This is a genomic window from Nocardioidaceae bacterium SCSIO 66511 (assembly GCA_023100825.1).
Classification (GTDB): domain Bacteria; phylum Actinomycetota; class Actinomycetes; order Propionibacteriales; family Nocardioidaceae; genus Solicola.
In genome coordinates this window covers 3,236,513-3,254,433 of sequence record CP095846.1, presented here as the reverse complement: position 1 = coordinate 3,254,433, position 17,921 = coordinate 3,236,513, and the positions used below count along the sequence as shown (strand labels likewise).

Sequence of the window (17,921 nt, the reverse complement as noted above, 5' to 3'; positions counted from 1 at the left end):
GGCACCGTAGTCACGAATGCGGACGATGGCGTTCCGGATTCGGGCTGACTCCTTAGGGCAGCCGGCATCAGTCGAGGAGCTCGACGTGACCGTGTGTCCCGTGTACGCGAATGCGCTGACCGTCCCGGATCGCCCTGGTTGCCCGCTCCACGCCGACGACGGCCGGCAGGCCGTACTCCCGGGCGATCACCGCGCCGTGGGTCATCAGCCCGCCGACCTCGGTGACCAAACCCGCGACGGTGACGAAGAGGGGAGTCCAGCTCGGGTCGGTGAACGCCGTGACCAGGATGTCGCCCGGCTCCAGGTCGGCGCGCGTCATGTCCGTAACGACTCGGGCCCGCCCCTCGATCACGCCGGCAGAGACCGGCAGCCCGACCAACGCTCCGGGCGGCACATCGTCGCGACGGTACTCGCCGGTGACGACCTCGCCATCGGAGGTGAGCACTCTTGGCGGGATGAGCGCTTCGTACGATGCAAACGCCTCGCGCCGTGCGTCGATGAGATCGTTGTCAACGACTTGTGTACGCACCGCATCGCGGAGCTCTTCGAATCGGAGGTAGAAGCAATCCTCCTTCGTACGAAGGGCTCCCGCGTCGACGAGACCGTCCGCCTCACGAAGCAACGCCTGTTTGTAGAGGTAGTAGCGGCTGATGATGTCGTACTTCGGGTACTCCCGATAGCCGGCGAACGTACGTAGCCGATCGATCATTCGCTTGGTTTCCTCGGCCTTGGCTGCGCCGTCGGTGAGCTCGCGCAGCCGGGAGAGCACGTCGGCCTCCATGCGTTCCGACTCCCGAAGCCCGGCTTCGAAGCGCCGACTGCTCTCGCCCGGCTCGAAGTTCCTGACGTGGCCGAGGATCGTGGGCAGAAGCGTTGACGGTCGTTCGCTCCACCGCGGTCTGGTGATGTCGATCTCCCCGGCGCAACGCATGCCGTACTCGTCGAGGTATCCCGAGAGGGCGGCGCGTGACTCCTGACCGCCGGGCACCGCGGCCAAGCCCTCCAGGACGTCCTCGTCTTCTCGTCCCTCGTCCACGAGACGCTGCAGGTACGCAACGACGTCGGGGTGTGGGCGGATCGCGTCGGCGACGTCGAGTAGGGCGAGCCCCATCTGCGACGTCACATTGTGCGGGGCGGACTGCGCAAGCGTGTCGGCCACGTTCTTCTCGCCGAGCCACTCCTCGAGATGGTCGTTCAGCCACCAGGCGGCGTCCATCGACGCCATGATCACCCGGATGGATCGCGGATCGGTGATGGTGCGCGTCAGCTCATCGGTGTCGGTCCGGATGACATCGAACACGGCGGGACCGGAAGCCGTCTGAAGCGCATGATCCAACGCAGCAACGGACTTGCGGCCGCGCTCGACCAGGTCGGTGACGATGGCCGGGTCGTTCTCGATGGCAGTCGTCGCCGTACGCGCCGGTATGGCTGTGGCTGTCTGGTCGGGAAGCGTCGGAAGGTAGCCGTCGCGATCCAGAATGGTCTGCAGGGCATCGCGGATCAGTGGATCGGACCTGCCGAGCGTACCGACGAGCTGCTGGCGTCCCGCGGGTGTCGCCAGCACCGGTGCGACATCGACGAACAGTCGCCCGCCCGCTTCGTGCATCGGTCGCGGTGTCGTCAGCTGCCAGACCGAGAGTCCCAGCGGCTTCATCGCGTCGGTCATCATCTGTTGGTGGCCGACCGATACGTAGACATGGTTCTCGCCGTCGTCGGTCTCAGGTACGGGGAACAGCGTAGTGATCGGCCGGCTCTGGACGATCTGGAACCCGTCGGCGTCGAGACACCATTCGATGTCTTGCGGCCGCCCGAAATGCGTTTCGATCAGCCGGCCGAGCCGCGCCAGGTCTACGACCTGTGCTTGCGTCAACATCGGTCGGGTCTCGGTGATGGTGCTGTCGATGACCTGGTCGTCGTGCACCGCGTACACGTCACCGGTTGCGAGGCCGGACACCAGAGCCTCGCCGAGTCCCCGGACGGCCTCAACGGTGGTGATCTTGCGATTCGACGTCACGGGGTCGGCCGTGAACAGGACCCCGGCGGCGTCGGCCGACACCAGTCGCTGCACGATCACGGCCATCTGTACTCGGAGATGGTCGAACCCGTTGTGCAGCCGGTAGGTCACCGCACGCTCGGTGAACAACGAAGCCCAGCATCGCCTGACATGTCGCAGGACGTCATGGAGCCCGGTGACATTCAGGTACGAGTCCTGCTGGCCGGCGAACGAGGCTGTGGGTAGGTCCTCGGCCGTCGCGCTGGACCGCACCGCGTACGCGGCATTCTCGCCGAGTCTGGCCAGTTCCTCGCTGATCTCGGCAACCAGGTCGTTTGGCAGCTCGATCGACTCGACGACGCTGCGGGCCTCGGCGCTGAGCGTACGAATCGCTGCGTGGTCGTCCGGCTCGGCCCGCGACAGTCGTACCAGCAGCTCGTCGAAGGATGCGTGTGTCGCCACGACCTGCCGGTACGCATCGGTCGTCACGCAGAAGCCGGCCGGCACGCGTACGCCCGCGAGCCGGGACAACTCGCCGAGGTTGGCGGCCTTCCCGCCGACCTTCGTAAGGTGCCGGCGGTCTATCCGATCGATGCCGATTGTCTGCCCCACGTACTTCCCTCATCGCTGGTTGATTTGTGCTGCGAGAGGCGAGTATGACCCAAGATCCGATGCCTCATGAGGCGTCCGGATCTGCTATACAGTGAAACTGAGGGCAGATCGCTCCTCGTCCATCCCACCAACCGGAGTACGTCACTACCCTGCTTGATTTCGTCGAACACATGTTCGATGCTTGGGTGATGGGATACGACAACCCGCCTATCCCGTGGTCGGAGCTCGAGCGACGACTCTCGGGCAGGCGACGCCCCGACCGTCGCGATGTTGACGGTGATGGCGGCGACAGCCCCGCCTGGTCGCGTAAACGCGCGCCGTACGCGCCGGTCGAACGCCCCGAGCCGCCGACCGAGGAAGTCGTCCCGTACGCAGAGCTGCACTGCCACTCGAACTTCAGCTTCCTCGACGGTGTGAGCTCACCCGAAGCGCTGGCAGAGGAGGCGGTACGCCTGGGGCTGCATGCACTCGCGATGACCGACCATGACGGGTTGTACGGCATCGTCCGGATGGCCGAGGTCGCAGAGGACTACGGCCTTCGTACGATCTTCGGCGCGGAGCTGTCGCTCGGGCTGAGCAAACCGCAGAACGGCATCGCCGACCCCGAAGGCCGGCATCTACTCGTGCTCGCCCGCGGTGAGGAGGGCTACCACCGGCTCGCGAGCGCGATCACCGAGGCGCAGCTCGCCGGCGACGAGAAGGGCAGACCTGCGTACGACCTCGAACGGCTGGCCGCTCGGGCCGACGGTCATTGGACGGTGCTCACCGGCTGCCGTAAGGGTGCGGTGCGTTCGGCCCTCGTTGCCAGGGGCATCGGCGCAGCAGAAGACGAGCTGTGGCGTCTGATCGAGCTGTTCGGCACGGAGCGGGTGCTGATCGAGCTGTACGACCACGGGCTTCCGCTCGACAGTGACCACAACGCCGCTCTGGCCGAGTTGTCCGCGCGTACTGGCCTTGCCATGGTCGCCACCAACAACGCCCACTACGCGACACCCGCAGAGCATCGGCTCGGTGCTGCGATCGCATCCGTACGCGCGCGGCGGAGCCTCGATGAGATGGACGGCTGGCTCCCTGCTGCGGGAGGTGCCTCGCTGCGTTCGGGGGCGGAGATGGCGATGAGGTTCGCGCGATATCCGGGAGTGGTCGAGCGTACGGTCGAGGTCGCCGACGAGCATGCGTTTTCGCTGCGTGCTGCTCGGCCGAGACTACCCCGGCAAGACGTGCCAGCCGGCCACACTCCGATGGAATGGCTGCGCGAGCTTGTTCGTCGCGGTGCTGAGCGGGTCTATCCCGACGCCGACTCCGGCGTACGCGACCGGCTCGAACGCGAGCTCGCGGTCATCGAAGACCTCGACTTTCCCGGCTACTTCCTGATCGTGCACGACATCGTTGCGTACGCCCGCGAACGCGGAATCCTCTGCCAGGGAAGGGGATCGGCTGCCAACTCCGCCGTGTGTTACGCACTTGGCATCACCGCGGTCGACTCGATCCGGTTCAATCTGCCGTTCGAGCGATTCCTCTCGGCGACGCGTGAGGAGGAGCCAGACATCGATGTCGACTTCGACTCCGATCGGCGCGAGGAGGTGATCCAGTACGTCTACGCGAAGTACGGCAGACGCAACGCCGCACAGGTCGCCAACGTCATCAGCTACCGACCGAAGTCGGCCGTACGCGATATGGCGAAGGCGCTCGGCCACAGCACCGGTCAGCAGGATGCTTGGTCGAAACAGATCGATGCCTGGGGCTCCATTGTCTCCAGCGACGACCATGACATTCCCACTCCGGTCGTAGAGCTCTCCGAGCAACTCCTCAAGGCACCAAGGCATCTGGGCATTCATTCGGGCGGCATGGTGCTCACCGACCGCCCGGTCTCGGAGGTGGTGCCGATCGAGCGTGCGCGGATGGACGACCGCACGGTTCTGCAATGGGACAAGGACGACTGCGCCTGGATGGGGTTGGTGAAGTTCGACCTGCTCGGGCTCGGCATGCTCGGTGCGATCCAGCATGCGATCGACATTGTCGGCGAACACCTCGGCGAACGCTGGACGCTCGCCGGCATCCCGAAGGAGGAGCCCGGTGTCTATGACGTGCTGTGCCGGGCGGACTCGGTCGGCGTCTTCCAGGTCGAGAGCCGTGCCCAGATCGGTACCTTGCCGAGACTCCGTCCGCGATGCTTTTACGACCTGGTCATCGAGATCGCGCTGATTCGTCCCGGGCCGATCCAGGGCGGCGCGGTGCATCCGTACATTCGCAGGCGCATGGGCACCGACCCGGTGACGTACCTGCATCCGAAGCTGGAACCGGTTCTGAGTCGTACCCTCGGCGTGCCGTTGTTCCAGGAGCAGCTGATGCAGATGGCGATGACCGTCGGCGGATGCTCCGGTGACGACGCCGATCTGCTGCGGCGGGCGATGGGCTCCAAGCGCGGCATCGAGAAGATCGAGAAGCTGCGTACGAAGCTCTACGACGGCATGGCCGAGCACGGCATCACCGGCGACGAGGCCGACGAGATCTACGAGAAGATCGAGGCGTTCGCGAACTTCGGCTTCGCCGAGAGCCATTCGATCAGCTTCGCGTTGCTGGTGTACGCGAGTACCTGGCTGCGACTGCACTACCCGGGTGCATTCCTCGCAGCGTTGTTGCGTTCGCAGCCGATGGGCTTCTACTCGCCGCAGACCCTTGTCGCCGATGCACGTCGACACGGTGTCGAAGTACGCCGCCCTGACATCGAACTGTCGGGCGTCGACGCCGACCTCGAGGCGTACGACGAGGCAGCGTCGAAACCGGGCGGATCCATTACCTGCTTGGAGACCGAGCAACCGGAGGTCGGTCCGTTCGATCCGGATACCGCGCCTGATGCGCTGTCTGTTGCCGCCGAGCATCGACGTGACGGCGCGTTTGCCGTACGCCTCGGACTCACCGAGGTGAAGTCGATCGGTACGGAGGTCGCCGAGCGCATCGTCGCAGCGCGCGATGCCGGCGGTCCGTTTGCGGATATGTTCGACCTCGCCCGCAGGGTCGAGCTGACGGCGAAGCAGTTGGAGTCGCTCGCGACCGCAGGGGCATTCGACTGTTTCGGGCTGACCCGGCGCCAGGCACTGTGGCATGCGGGGCTCGCCGCCCAGGAGAGCCCACGTACGTTGGCCGGCACCGCCTTGGCGAGCGAGCCGCCGATGCTGCCGGGCATCACCGCACCCGAGCAGACGATGGCCGACCTCTGGGCGACCGGCATCTCGCCGACGGACCATCCGATCGAGCACGTACGCACCGACCTCGCAGACCGCGGAGTGCTGCCGATCGGTGAGCTGGGCTCGGTCGAGGCAGGTTCGCGGATCCGGGTCGGCGGAGTGGTGACGCACCGGCAGCGACCCGCGACGGCAGGGGGAGTGACGTTCCTCAACCTCGAGGACGAGACCGGCATGCTCAACGTCATCTGCACGCAGGGTCTGTGGACCCGCTATCGCCGGGTGGGCAGGGAGTCGAGCGCGCTGGTCGTACGCGGAACCCTCGAACGCAACGAGGGCACCACCAATCTGCTCGCCGACCGGCTGGAGCACTTGCCCATCGCCGCGAAGGTCAAGTCCCGCGACTTTCACTGATCGTCGGTCCGGCGAACAACTCCGTCGACACCGCGCGGGAGATCGTACGAAGGGAGTGCACCGACGCCAGTGCTTCGTTCGTACGCGCCGCGAATGCGACGTAGCTCTCCGCCCGCTCGTCGCGCAGGTGCGCGAACCTCACGCCGATGTAGGGAATCGACGCGAACTGGTAGGCGACCAAGGCCACCCCCGCACCGCCGGCCACGAGACTCATCAACATCGGAGTGCTCGTCGCGTAGCGAACCACGCGAGGCGAGAAGCCCGCGGCCGCGCAGGCCTGCAGGGTCGCACCGGTGATGCCCGAACCAAGCGCCGAGGCGTACGTGACGAAGTCACTGTCGCGCAGTGCGCCGAGATCGATCGTGTCGGCGTCGAGTGGATGGTTCTCGGGAAGCACGGCGATCAGCCGATCCGGGTGAAGCATCGTCAGCTGTACTCCGTTCGTCTCGACGGGCGGCCGCAGGTAGGCGACGTCGACCTTGTGTTGTTCGAGCTGGCGTACAGCCTCGAACGAATGCATTTCATGCAGCTCGAGGTCGACTCCGGGCAGTGCCTGGCGGAACCGCGCAAGTACGTGCGGCAGCAGGTCGAACGCTGACGGCTCGATGTAACCCACCCGCATCGAGCCGACGCGGCCATCGTGTGCGTCGCGGACGAGGCGCCGTGCACGCGCGGCCGCCTCTACCAGGCCGCTGGCCTCTGTGAGGAACAACTTGCCGGCCGGCGTCAGCGTGACATTGCGTCGGCCGCGGTCGAACAGCGGTACGCCCAATGCCGACTCCAGCGAACGGATCTGCCTGGAGAGCGGAGGCTGGCTGATGTGCAGCCGTTCGGCGGCTCGTCGAAAGCTCAGCTCTTCGGCGACCGCGACGAACGACCGCAGCTGATGGAACGTGAAGTCTGATGCCATAACGGGTATCAAACGTACGTGAACATGCATTGGACGGCAATTGTCCCTGGCTCGTACTCTCGTCGCGGCGTTGATGCGACGACAGCCGGAGGCCTGGATGCACACGATCACGCTCGACAAAGTCGAGGTCGAGTTCCCGAAACCGGGTGAGCCCAGTGAGCGCGTACGTGCGCTGCAGGACCTGACGCTCGAGGTCAAGGAACAGGAGTTCGTCTGCCTGCTCGGTCCCAGCGGCTGCGGCAAGTCGACCGCACTGAATCTGATCGCGGGGTTCACCGAACCGACCGGCGGATCGGTGCACGTCGACGACAAGCCGATCGATGGTCCGGGACCCGAGCGTGGCGTGGTGTTCCAGGACGCCACGATCTTTCCGTGGATGACCGTCCGTGACAACGTTGGTTTCGGGCCGTCAGTGCGCGGCAGCGCCGCGAAGGCAGAGATCGCCGAGCGCATCGACGAGTACCTCGAGCGGGTCGGGCTTGAAGCGTTCGGCGACCATCTCCCGAACGAGCTGTCCGGCGGTATGCGGCAGCGGGTAGGGCTGGCGCGCGTACTGATCAACGATCCGCCGATCCTGCTGATGGATGAGCCGTTCGGCGCACTCGACGCGCAGACCCGCATCACCATGCAGGAGCTGCTACTCGAACTGTGGGAGCGCGACCGCAAGACGGTCCTGTTCGTCACCCACGACATCGACGAGGCCCTCATCCTCAGCGACCGCGTCGTCGTGATGACCGCGCGACCCGGCAGGATCCGCGAGACGATCCCGGTCAACCTGCCGCGGCCGCGTAGCCACGAGCTGATCACCGATCCCACGTACGTCGAGCTGCGTCACACTCTCTTCGAGCAGTTGCGCGGCGAGTCTCACCGGGCGGATGAGCTCGAAGGCCTTGCCACCACAGCCGGGGGCCGCTGATGTCGCACAGCTGGATCAAACGCCTCGTCGTCGCCTTGGCGGTCATGGCGGCCATCGTCGTCGCCGGTCGCGTGTACGACACGAAGGACGGCGCAGCCGCGGCCGACAGCATTCGGATCGGCTGGGTTCCCGCCGCATCATGGACACCTTGGGCGACACTCGACACCGAGCTGCCCGACGGCACATCGGTGGAGCTGGTGCCGTTCAAGAGCTCCAACGACGAGCTGACCGCCCTGACGCAGGGCTCGATCGACATGGCGCCGGTCGGCTACAACAACCTCGCGGCGCTCCTCACGACGAGCGACCCGCCGGTCAGCTTCGTCTCCGGCATCAGCAGCAACGGATCGGTGTTCCTCGCCCGAAAAGGCAGCGGGATCGACACGTGGCAAGACCTGCGCGGTAAGCGCATCGCATCCGTTCGTGGCTCGACGCAGTACGTGAACATGGCGACCGCCATGAAGTCGCAGGGGCTCGACATCGACTCCGACACCACGTACGTGAACATGCAGGCGTTCCCGGATCTCAACCTCGCCCTCGATCGTGGCGATGTCGACGCGATCGTCACGTTCCCGCCACTGTCGGGAGAGGCGATCGACGGTGGGCACGCGACGACGGTCGACGACATCCAGAGCCACTTGTACGACGGCTCGTTCACGGTTGCGAGCGGCATCCTCGCCAATGACTCGTTCCTGGAGGACAACCGCGAGGAGGCCGAGACCGTTCTCGAGGCGTACCGGGCCAGGCTGGCAGACCTGAGCAAGGATCCGCACGAGTGGGCCGCGCAGTACGAGCGTGAGGCGGGCAGCAAGGGCGCCCGGATCGCCGAGGCGCTCGAACGCGAGTACATCAAGCCGGAGCCCGATATGCCGATGAGCGAGATCATGAAGGTGCCGACCGTGCTGTCCCAGATGAACATCATCGACTCGGATACCAGCGAGCAGCTCGCGGAGCACATCGACTACTCGCTGCTCGAGGACATCACCGGTGAGCCGGCGAGCCGGCTCGGGAAGAACGACTGAGGCCCGGCCATGACAGACACGACGACATCAGCTCCCCCACGCACTCGGCGCGCCGCACGTACTGCAGCACCGGCGCAGCGCGGCTGGGTAGAGGCGGCGAAGAGTGTGGGGCTCGGCCTGGCTCTCCCTGTGACCATCGCGATCGTGTGGGAGATCGCGGGCCGACAGGAGCTCATCGCCAACGGGTTGTTCCCGTCGATGACGGAGTCGGTTGCCGCACTTGTCGACTGGATCTTCGGCTGGGAGTGGCCGGTCGACGGCTTCGTACCGTCCGAGGTCTACTCCGGGACCTGGCTCGTCCATGTCGGTGCGTCGGTGGGGCGAATCCTTGCGGGTTACGTCATCGGGTCGCTGCTCGCGATCGGGTTCGGAGTGCTGGCAGGCGTGAGCAGCACGGGCCGCAAGATGGTCGATCCGATGATCAACGCGATCCGGCCGATCTCGGTGACAGGCTGGATCCCGTTGGCGATCATCGTGCTCGGTGTCGGCGACAAGCCCGCGATCTTCCTCACCGCCTTGGCATCCTTCTTCCCGGTCTACGTGAACACCTACGCAGGGGTCGGCCGGGTTGACACCGGCCTGCTTCGCGCCGGGGCGATGCTCGGTGCGACCCGGACACAGGTCGTACGCAAGATCGTGCTCCCGGCGGCATCGCCGAGCATCGTGACCGGCCTGCGGGTGGCCTCCGGCATCGCTTGGACGACCGTCGTGGTCGCCGAGATTCTCGGTGCCAAGTCGGGTGTCGGCTACGTGCTGATCGACTCGTACAACCAGTTCCAGTTCGCGTACGTCATCGCGGCGATGGCGACACTCGGCATCTGCGGTTACGTCACCGATCGGCTTGTGCAGTGGGTCTTCGCCGACGCATTGCGCTGGTCGGACCGCTGAGCGGCGAGGCCGCGGCGAACCATTTCATGATCGAAGGGAAGTAACGCGTGGACAGGAACGACGTCGACTGGAAGGGCTACTGGACTGCCCCGGTGACCCCGTTTACCGCAGACGGTGCCGTCGACGAGGGTGGCGTTGCCGATGTCGTCGGGTACGCGGTGGACGAGGGCGTACACGGCATCCTGATCAACGGCAGCACCGGCGAGTGGTTCAGCCAGAACGATTCCGAACGGCGCCGGATCGCCGAGGTCGCGGTGAAGGAGGCCGGGCAGCGAGTACCTGTCGTGATCGGCGTGACGAGTACACGCGCTTCCGATGCTGCCGAGCTCGCCCGCCACGCGGCGTCGATCGGGGCCGCGGCCGTGATGGCGTCGCCGCCGCCGATGGCGCGACCGACGCCGGACGAGCTCATGGCGTACTACCAGGAGGTGTTCGGCGCGTCGGATATGCCAGCGTGGTTGTACAACTTCCCACAGGACAACGGACATCCGATCTCGCTCGATCAGATCGAACGACTCGCTGACCTGCCGAACGTCGTCGCGATCAAACAGAGCGCCCCCGGAGTGGAGACACTGCTCGGCACGATCGAGCGGGTAGGAGACCGGCTCATCGTGTTCGGCCACCTGCTCAGTCGCCTAGGTATCGCACTGCTCCGGTCGGGCTACGGCGGTGACGGTCACTTCGGCAGCGGGCTCCTGCTCGGTCGGCAGATGCCCGCGTTCTTCGAGCACGTGTGGGCAGGTGAGTACGACGAAGCAGGTGAGATCGCGGACCGATTCGAGCAGCTGATGGCAGAGCTGCTCGGCGACCGGGTCGATGGCTACAACTGGGCGTTCGGCGGGATGCAGCCGACGCTCAAGGCGGCGATGAACCTGCTCGGGCAGCCCGGCGGATACCCGCGTCGACCGAAACTCCCGGTCGATGACCCCACTGCGCTGGCCACGATCGCCGATGTGCTCGAGCGGTCGGGTCTAGAGCCGGTACGAGGCTGAGCGGTGGCTGGCGTACCGCCGAGAGCGAGAGCAGGGCCGGCAGACCTGTCTGTTGCTCCGACGATGGATGCCCTTCGTACGCGGGCACATGAGCTACTTCATCCGCTCACGGTCGGCTACCTCGAGAGCGGCGCCGCGGACCAGCTGACGGTACGCGCGAACCGTCGTGACTTCGACGACATCGTGCTCGCGCCGCACGTCCTGCGGGATGTGACCGAGGTGTCGACCGAGGTCGAGCTCCTCGGACGGAGGTTCCGTAGCCCGGTCATGGTCGCGCCCACCGGATCTCACGGTCTCTTCCACGTCGACGCCGAGGTCGCCACGGCGCACGGTGCCGCGACGGCCGGTGTGGGGATGGTCCTCAGCGCGTACGCGAACACGCCGCTCGAGCTGGTCTCGGACACGAACGGCGACGGCGTGTGGATGCAGGTGAACGCGCCGCCGTCACGCATGTACCTCGAAGCGCTTGCCGACCGAGTCTCGGGTCGGGCGGACGCGCTGGTCGTCACCGTGGACACACCTGTCGTCGGTGCGCGCGAGGCACAGTCATGGGACGGGTTGACTTTGCCCGACGGGCTCGAGTTCCCGATGTTGGACGGGCTCGAATTGCGGGCCGAGACCGGCGGTGGGATCTATCGAACTGGGCTCGACGCGGATTTCGACGCAGAAGCGCTCAGGTGGCTTGTGGGACGGTCACCGGTGCCCGTCGTCGTCAAGGGTGTGCTGCGAGGGGACGACGCAGTCGTCGCGGTCGACGCCGGTGCGGCCGCAGTGATCGTCTCGAACCACGGTGGGCGAAACCTCGACTCCGGCCTCTCGACCATCCGGGCGTTACCCGGAGTTGTCGCCGCGGTGCAAGGCTTGGTCCCCGTACTATTGGACGGCGGCGTACGACGTGGCACGGATGTGCTGAAGGCGCTCGCGCTCGGCGCTGACGCGGTGCTCGTCGGTCGTCCGGTGCTGTGGGGGTTGACGGTGGCCGGTGCCGACGGTGTGCACGCGGTACTCGAGCTGGTACGCCGTGAGCTCGCGATGGCCATGGCCCTATGCGGTGTTCATCGGATCGCCGACATCGACGCTGACCTGCTCAGGTCATGACGAACGGAGACGATGGACGAATGTGGCAGCTCAGACAGCCCGCGCCAGCGGTGTTCGACTCTCTCGACGTTGCGGCGCCGAACGCCGAAGAGGTCGGCCCGGACCAGGTGCTGATGCGTTTTCTCGCCGGGTCCATCTGCGGCAGCGACATACCCAAGTTCATGGGCCATGTCGACCCCGACAACCCGTACACAGGCCTGCCCGGCGTACCACTGCACGAGTTCGTCGGACTCGTCGAGGCCAGTCGGTCCGAGCGATTCGTACCGGGCGACCGCGTCGTTGGAATCGTGGCGCAGTCGCGTGGTCTTGCCGAGTACGTCATCAACCCCGACCACTTCGTGCACCGGGTCGACGATCGGCTCACCGATACACAGGCGACGGTTGTGCAGCCGGTTTCGACAGTGCTGAGCGCTTACTCGAGCATGCGCGACGTCGCCGGTCAGCGCGTCGCTGTCCTCGGACTCGGACCACTCGGCATGCTGTTCGCCCAGGTCGCGAAGGCGAATGGCGCAGCACATGTGACCGGCGTCGACCGCGTCGACCGCGCCGAGGTCGCGGCGGCGTTCGGCATCGATGAGGTCGTGACCTCGGAGGTACGGGCCTGGGCGACCTCACTCGACGACTCGTTGCCCCGCCCCGACTTGGTTATCGACGCAATCGGGCACCGCCAGGAGATCGTCAGCGATGCCGTCGAGGCGGTGACGTTCGGTGGTGAGGTGCTTGTCTTCGGTCTGCCCGAAGACAACTACGTGTTCCCGATGCGGGCGTTCTTCCGCAAGAACCTGACGATGTGGGCCGGTGCGACGCAGGACTGGCAGCGGTTCCTTTCCGAGGCGCAGGATCACGTGTTGAAGTACGACGTGCTCAGGGACGCGTACATCACCCACACAATGTCGATCTCGGAGGCGGCCAGAGCGTACCGGCTGTACGCGACTCCCGCGCCAGGACGCCTGAAGGTCGCGCTGACTCCGCCCGAATGACGCTCAGCGCGGCCGATTACCCTGGAAGACGTTATGCCTACCTCCGACCAGTGCGTCTACCTCGACCATGCGGCGACCACGCCGATGGTCGCGGAGTCGATTGCGGCCATGACCGAGCAGCTCGGTCGGGCCGGTAACGCGTCGTCGCTCCACGCGGGTGGTCGCGCGGCTCGGCGTACGGTCGAGGAGAGCCGCGAGAGTATTGCCGCAAACATCGGCGCACGCCCGAGCGAGATCGTGTTCACCTCCGGCGGCACCGAGGCCGACAACCTCGCGACGAAGGGCATCTTCTGGTCGCGGCGGGGGGCCGATCCGCGACGTAACCGGGCGATCTCGACCGCGATCGAACACCACGCCGTTCTCGACCCGCTTGCTTGGCTCGCTGAGCGTGATGGCGCCGAGGTCGACCTCCTGCCCGTCGACGGTGCGGGACGGGTGCGCATCGACGACCTGCGAGCGAGTGTCGAACGCGACCCAGATCGGGTCGCCCTGGTCAGCTGTATGTGGGCAAACAACGAGATCGGCACGATCCAGCCGATCGCCGACATCGCCGCCGTGCTCGGCGAGTACGGCATCCCTTTGCACAGCGACTCCGTGCAGGCGTTGTCGGTGGTGCCGGTGTCGTTCGCAGACGCCGGCCTCGACGCGATGACGATCACCGGTCACAAGATCGGCGGTCCGGTCGGAGTCGGCGCTCTGGTCGTACGCCGAGAGATCAATCCGGTGCCGCTGCTGCATGGTGGCGGCCAGGAGCGAGACGTTCGCTCCGGCACGTTCGACGTCGCGGGCATCGCGGGGTTCGCTGCCGCTGTCCAGGCAGCCGTGGAGCGGCGTGCCAACCATGCCGCGCACCTGGAGTCACTGCGGGAACGCCTCATCACCGGCGTACGCCGGATCGTTCCGGATGTCCGGGTGAACGGCGATGAACAGGCCGGGTCGACACATCGACTCGCCAACATCGCACATCTGACCTTCCCGGGGTGCGAGGGCGACTCGTTGCTGATGTTGCTCGACGCGCAGGGCATCGAATGCTCGACCGGCTCGGCATGCTCGGCGGGCGTACCGCAAGCGAGTCACGTGCTCCTCGCGATGGGCCACGACGACGGCGAAGCGCGAGGCTCGCTGCGATTCAGCCTCGGACACGACTCGACCGAGGCCGACGTCGACGCTCTGCTCGCGGCTCTCCCGGGCGTGTACGAGCGGGCGACCGCGGCGTCCGACACTGTGAAGAGGAGCGCCTGACGATGCGAGTACTCGCCGCAATGTCCGGTGGCGTCGACTCGGCCGTAGCGGCGGCCAGGGCCGTCGAAGCCGGCCATGACGTGACGGGCGTACATCTGGCGCTGTCGCGCAACCCGCAGTCGTACCGCTCGGGCGCACGGGGTTGCTGCTCGATCGAAGACTCCAACGACGCCCGCCGGGCCGCAGACGTCATCGGGATTCCCTTCTATGTATGGGATATGAGCGATCAGTTCCATGAGGAGGTCGTTGAGGACTTCAAGGCCGAGTACCTCGCGGGTCGTACGCCCAACCCTTGTCTGCGCTGCAACGAGAAGATCAAGTTCGCGGCCGTCCTCGACCGGGCGCTCGCGCTCGGGTTCGACGCCGTTGCCACGGGACACTACGCGCATCTGGTCACCGGGGACGACGGCGTGATCGAGATGCACCGAGCGAGCGACAACGCGAAAGACCAGTCGTACGTGCTGGGCGTACTCACCCAGCAGCAGTTGGCGCATTCGCTGTTTCCACTCGGCAGAACAACCAAGGACGTCGTCCGCGAGGAAGCCGATCGGCGTGGCCTGTCCGTCGCCAACAAACCGGACAGCCACGACATCTGCTTCATCGCCGACGGCGATACTCCGGGCTGGTTGCACGAGAAGATCGGCGACAAGCCTGGCCAGATCGTCGACGAGTCGGGTTCCGTCCTGCGCGAGCACGACGGCGCGTACGCCTTCACGATCGGGCAGCGCCGCGGTCTGCGCCTGGGCACGCCCGCTGCCGACGGCAAGCCCCGCTTCGTACTCGACATCGAGCCGGTGTCCGGCACTGTGACCGTCGGCCCACGCGATGCCCTCGCCGTCACCCGCATCGAGGGCATTCGGCCGCTGTGGTGCGGCAACACGCCTCGCGAGCCGCTCGACTGCACAGTGCAGCTGCGTGCACACGGCGATGAGTACCCCGCCACCGCGACGGTTCTCGGCGACCGCGTCGACATCGAGCTGCATGAGCCGGCGAGTGGAGTCGCCCCCGGCCAGGCGGCCGTCGTCTATGCCGGTACGCGCGTCGTCGGCAGTGCGACCATCGCCTCGACGACACCCTAGTAGTACCCGGCCATCCGATTGCTCGGCGGCGAGACGAATTTCTCGCGAAGTGCCGACGCATCCATTCGATTGTCGGTAGGTTCCGCTCATGAACGGACGACACCTCGGGGCCGCGGGTATCGCGGTGCTCGCGCTCGTATTCCCGACAACGCTGGCCGGCGCTGCGCCGAGCAGTGAGCCGCCAGGAGAGCTTCGGTCGACTGCCGAAGCCCAGCGCTGGACGCCGATGAAGGCGACCGCGTTGCCGCCCGGCGACGCAGGGGTCAAGCGAATCGCGTTGACCGCCGACGGGCGACGAGCAGTCGCGTTGCAGACCTATAGCAGCGTCTCCCGACTGGTCCAGCTCAACATCGCCAAGTCGCCTGCCCGCATCGTCGGCAAGAACGCCTCGGTCAAGGGAGACATCGACTCCGACCTCGAAGTTCGCCGTCGGCACGCGTACGTGACGCACGACGACGTGCTGCAAGTCGTCTCACTCAAATCGCCGAAGCCGAAGATCCAGCGACGAGTCACTATCGGCAACAACGACTTCTGGGATGTCGCGCTCACCCCGAACGGCAAGTACTTGTACGCAACGGGGTTCAACATCACCTGGCCGCCCGATCGCCTCTGGGTCTTCAAGGTCGCCAAGAACGGCGTGCCCAAACGGATTCGTACGATCAAGCGGTTCGGACTCGGTCGGATCGAAGTGACCTCGAACGGTAAGCGGTTGGTCGGCATCGACGAGATCCACGATCGGGTCGTGACGTACTCGCTGAAGAAGCCCGGGAAGCCGAAGCGGCTCGGCAAGGCATTCCCGACGGGAATCGACGATGCGAACAACCTCGCCGTGGCGCGTGACAGCCGGTACGCATATCTGTCCGGCGGTACGACAGCCGAAGTTGCGAAGGTCGACCTGCGGCGCCGGCGAGTGACGAAGACCCGTCGACTGTCGACCGACTACGGAGGCGACATCGCCGTGACCGCCAAGGGCCATGTGGTGACGACACTCTCGAACGCGCAAGACGAGGACACCGGGCTCGTCTTCTTGAACAAGAAGCTGAAGATCGTCGAGGCGTTCAAGGGACTCTGCTTCGCTCAAGGTGTCGCGGCATCGTGGGCCGGCCCGACGAAGGGTCGGGCGTACGTCGGTGACTCCGGCATCTGCACGCGATCGGCGTTCTATCCACTCAAGCCATGAGGTTCCCAATCACATAATCTGACCACGGAGCGTAACCAAATCGTTGTTGTCTAGTTGTTACTTCTGTACGTGACGTCAGACACGTCGGAGTGGACCGCCTCGATGGCGAGGCAGGAAGGCATCAACGATGAACGGTCAGTCGACCGATACGGGGCAGCAGTGGATCAGAGTGTGGTTCGGCAATCATGTGCTCGCCGACTACGCGGCAGAGCCGGCCGTTGCGAGCCGGTATGCAGATGCGATGCGTCAACGATTCATGGGACTCCGGGTCACCAGTGACCCGCTGCCCGTTGGCAAACGCGCGGCCGAGCCGTTGCCGAGCGAGCGCATGTGGGAGATGACCGCGGTGTAGCCGCCGGCTCGTGGTCCGACACAATCGGCGTATGCCAACGGATCGCGAGCACGCCGCACGGTCGACGGGTGTCGGTTCGATGCCCGGCAACGACATTCACGAGTCGGTTCGGGTCGCGGTGGGCGAGTGTCCGGAGTTCGCATTCCTCCCAGAGCTCCCCGGACGCGGCGCCGTCGCGGGCATGGTCGGTCGTACGACCGCGTTGTTGGTCGGCCTCGGCGTCGACCTCCAACCGGCCGGCTGGCGGCTGACCGATTCCGCGGGGATCGACCACCGACGCGCGATCTCGCTACTCGGTGAGGATCTCGACGCGCTCGAGGAGCACACACAGGGCTATGCGGGTCGGCTCAAACTGCAGGTGACCGGACCGTGGACGTTGGCGGCATCGATCGAGCGGCCACGCGGTGACAAGGTGCTCGGCGACCACGGCGCGCGCCGTGAACTCGCTCAGTCTCTTGCCGAAGGCATCGCCGCACACGTCGCCGACGTACGCCGACGGGTGCCCGGCGTCGATGTCGTGGTGCAGGTCGACGAGCCGTCACTGCCTGCGGTATTGGCCGGTGCCGTCGCGACCGCGAGCGGATTCCACCGCCATCGCACGGTTGACGCCCCCGCGGCCGATCAGGCGTTGCGCTGGGTGACCGACGCCGTGCGCGCTGCGGGTGCGGTCCCCGGTGTGCACGTGTGCGCAAGGGACGTTCCGGTCGGTCTGCTCGTGGGTGCCGGATTCGACGCCGTCGGCTTCGACCTGGCGCAGATCGACGCTTCGAGTCTCGATCCGTGGGCGGAGGCATTCGACTCCGGCGTCGAGTTGTGGCCCGGCGTCGTTCCGGCGACCGATCCCGCGACGCCGTACATCGATTCCGACGGCGTACGCCGGACCGAGGATTTCATGGCGGCGATGGGTTTCGATCCCGCGGCTCATGCCGATCGACTGACTGTCACGCCGGTCTGTGGTCTTGCCGGAGCGAGCCCGGCGTGGTCGGCGCGAGCCCTGCGAACCGCTCGACAGATCGCCGCCGGACTCACGATGTGACTCGAATGGCGCTCGACTCTCCCGC

The 17,921-nt window shown here is 66.2% G+C and carries 14 protein-coding genes; 12 read left to right on the top strand and 2 right to left on the bottom strand.

Annotated elements, in window-relative coordinates; all coding sequences use genetic code 11:
- Window positions 1–67: 67 nt before the first annotated feature.
- Window positions 68–2,605, bottom strand: coding sequence for a phosphoenolpyruvate synthase (locus MU582_15325; protein ID UPK73798.1), 2,538 nt, complete (start codon window positions 2,603–2,605; stop codon window positions 68–70).
- A gap of 188 nt (window positions 2,606–2,793) precedes the next feature.
- On the opposite strand from MU582_15325, the gene MU582_15320 reads away from it, so the two are divergent.
- Window positions 2,794–6,204, top strand: a complete 3,411-nt coding sequence (locus MU582_15320; protein ID UPK77180.1) for an error-prone DNA polymerase — start codon at window positions 2,794–2,796, stop codon at window positions 6,202–6,204.
- Here the strand turns inward: MU582_15320 and MU582_15315 are convergent.
- The gene (locus tag MU582_15315; protein ID UPK73797.1) at window positions 6,182–7,114 is read right to left on the bottom strand and encodes a LysR substrate-binding domain-containing protein; all 933 of its coding nucleotides are present in this window, start codon (window positions 7,112–7,114) and stop codon (window positions 6,182–6,184) included. The genes MU582_15320 and MU582_15315 overlap by 23 nt on opposite strands.
- A 73-nt stretch (window positions 7,115–7,187) precedes the next feature.
- Between MU582_15315 and MU582_15310 the strand changes: the two genes are divergently transcribed.
- The 11 genes from MU582_15310 to MU582_15260 all read left to right on the top strand — a co-directional run bounded on the left by MU582_15310 (window position 7,188) and on the right by MU582_15260 (window position 17,896).
- Window positions 7,188–8,030: an ABC transporter ATP-binding protein gene (locus tag MU582_15310; GenBank protein ID UPK73796.1), complete on the top strand. Its 843-nt coding sequence runs from the start codon at window positions 7,188–7,190 to the stop codon at window positions 8,028–8,030.
- Window positions 8,030–9,049: an ABC transporter substrate-binding protein gene (locus tag MU582_15305; GenBank protein UPK73795.1), complete on the top strand. Its 1,020-nt coding sequence runs from the start codon at window positions 8,030–8,032 to the stop codon at window positions 9,047–9,049. Before MU582_15310 ends, MU582_15305 begins: the two co-directional genes overlap by 1 nt.
- Before the next feature lie 9 nt (window positions 9,050–9,058).
- Window positions 9,059–9,937 (top strand): ABC transporter permease, encoded by an 879-nt coding sequence (locus MU582_15300; protein UPK73794.1) that lies wholly within the window; start codon window positions 9,059–9,061, stop codon window positions 9,935–9,937.
- Between the two features lie 47 nt (window positions 9,938–9,984).
- The gene (locus MU582_15295; GenBank protein UPK73793.1) at window positions 9,985–10,929 is read left to right on the top strand and encodes a dihydrodipicolinate synthase family protein; all 945 of its coding nucleotides are present in this window, start codon (window positions 9,985–9,987) and stop codon (window positions 10,927–10,929) included.
- Window positions 10,930–10,932: 3 nt separating this feature from the next.
- A complete protein-coding gene (locus tag MU582_15290) occupies window positions 10,933–12,027 on the top strand; it encodes an alpha-hydroxy-acid oxidizing protein (GenBank protein ID UPK73792.1) in 1,095 nt (364 codons plus the stop codon).
- A gap of 20 nt (window positions 12,028–12,047) precedes the next feature.
- Window positions 12,048–13,007, top strand: coding sequence for a zinc-binding dehydrogenase (locus MU582_15285; GenBank protein UPK73791.1), 960 nt, complete (start codon window positions 12,048–12,050; stop codon window positions 13,005–13,007).
- A gap of 33 nt (window positions 13,008–13,040) precedes the next feature.
- Complete coding sequence (locus tag MU582_15280) at window positions 13,041–14,249, top strand: cysteine desulfurase (protein UPK73790.1); 1,209 nt, start codon at window positions 13,041–13,043, stop codon at window positions 14,247–14,249.
- Window positions 14,250–14,251: 2 nt separating this feature from the next.
- Window positions 14,252–15,328, top strand: a complete 1,077-nt coding sequence (gene mnmA / locus MU582_15275; protein UPK73789.1) for a tRNA 2-thiouridine(34) synthase MnmA — start codon at window positions 14,252–14,254, stop codon at window positions 15,326–15,328.
- An 88-nt stretch (window positions 15,329–15,416) separates the two neighbouring features.
- Window positions 15,417–16,508 carry a hypothetical protein gene (locus MU582_15270; GenBank protein ID UPK73788.1) on the top strand — a complete coding sequence of 364 codons (1,092 nt, stop codon included), beginning with the start codon at window positions 15,417–15,419 and terminating at the stop codon, window positions 16,506–16,508.
- 127 nt (window positions 16,509–16,635) lie between these two features.
- A complete protein-coding gene (locus MU582_15265; protein UPK73787.1) occupies window positions 16,636–16,860 on the top strand; it encodes a hypothetical protein in 225 nt (74 codons plus the stop codon).
- 31 nt (window positions 16,861–16,891) lie between these two features.
- Window positions 16,892–17,896: a methionine synthase gene (locus MU582_15260; protein ID UPK73786.1), complete on the top strand. Its 1,005-nt coding sequence runs from the start codon at window positions 16,892–16,894 to the stop codon at window positions 17,894–17,896.
- Window positions 17,897–17,921 lie beyond the last annotated feature (25 nt).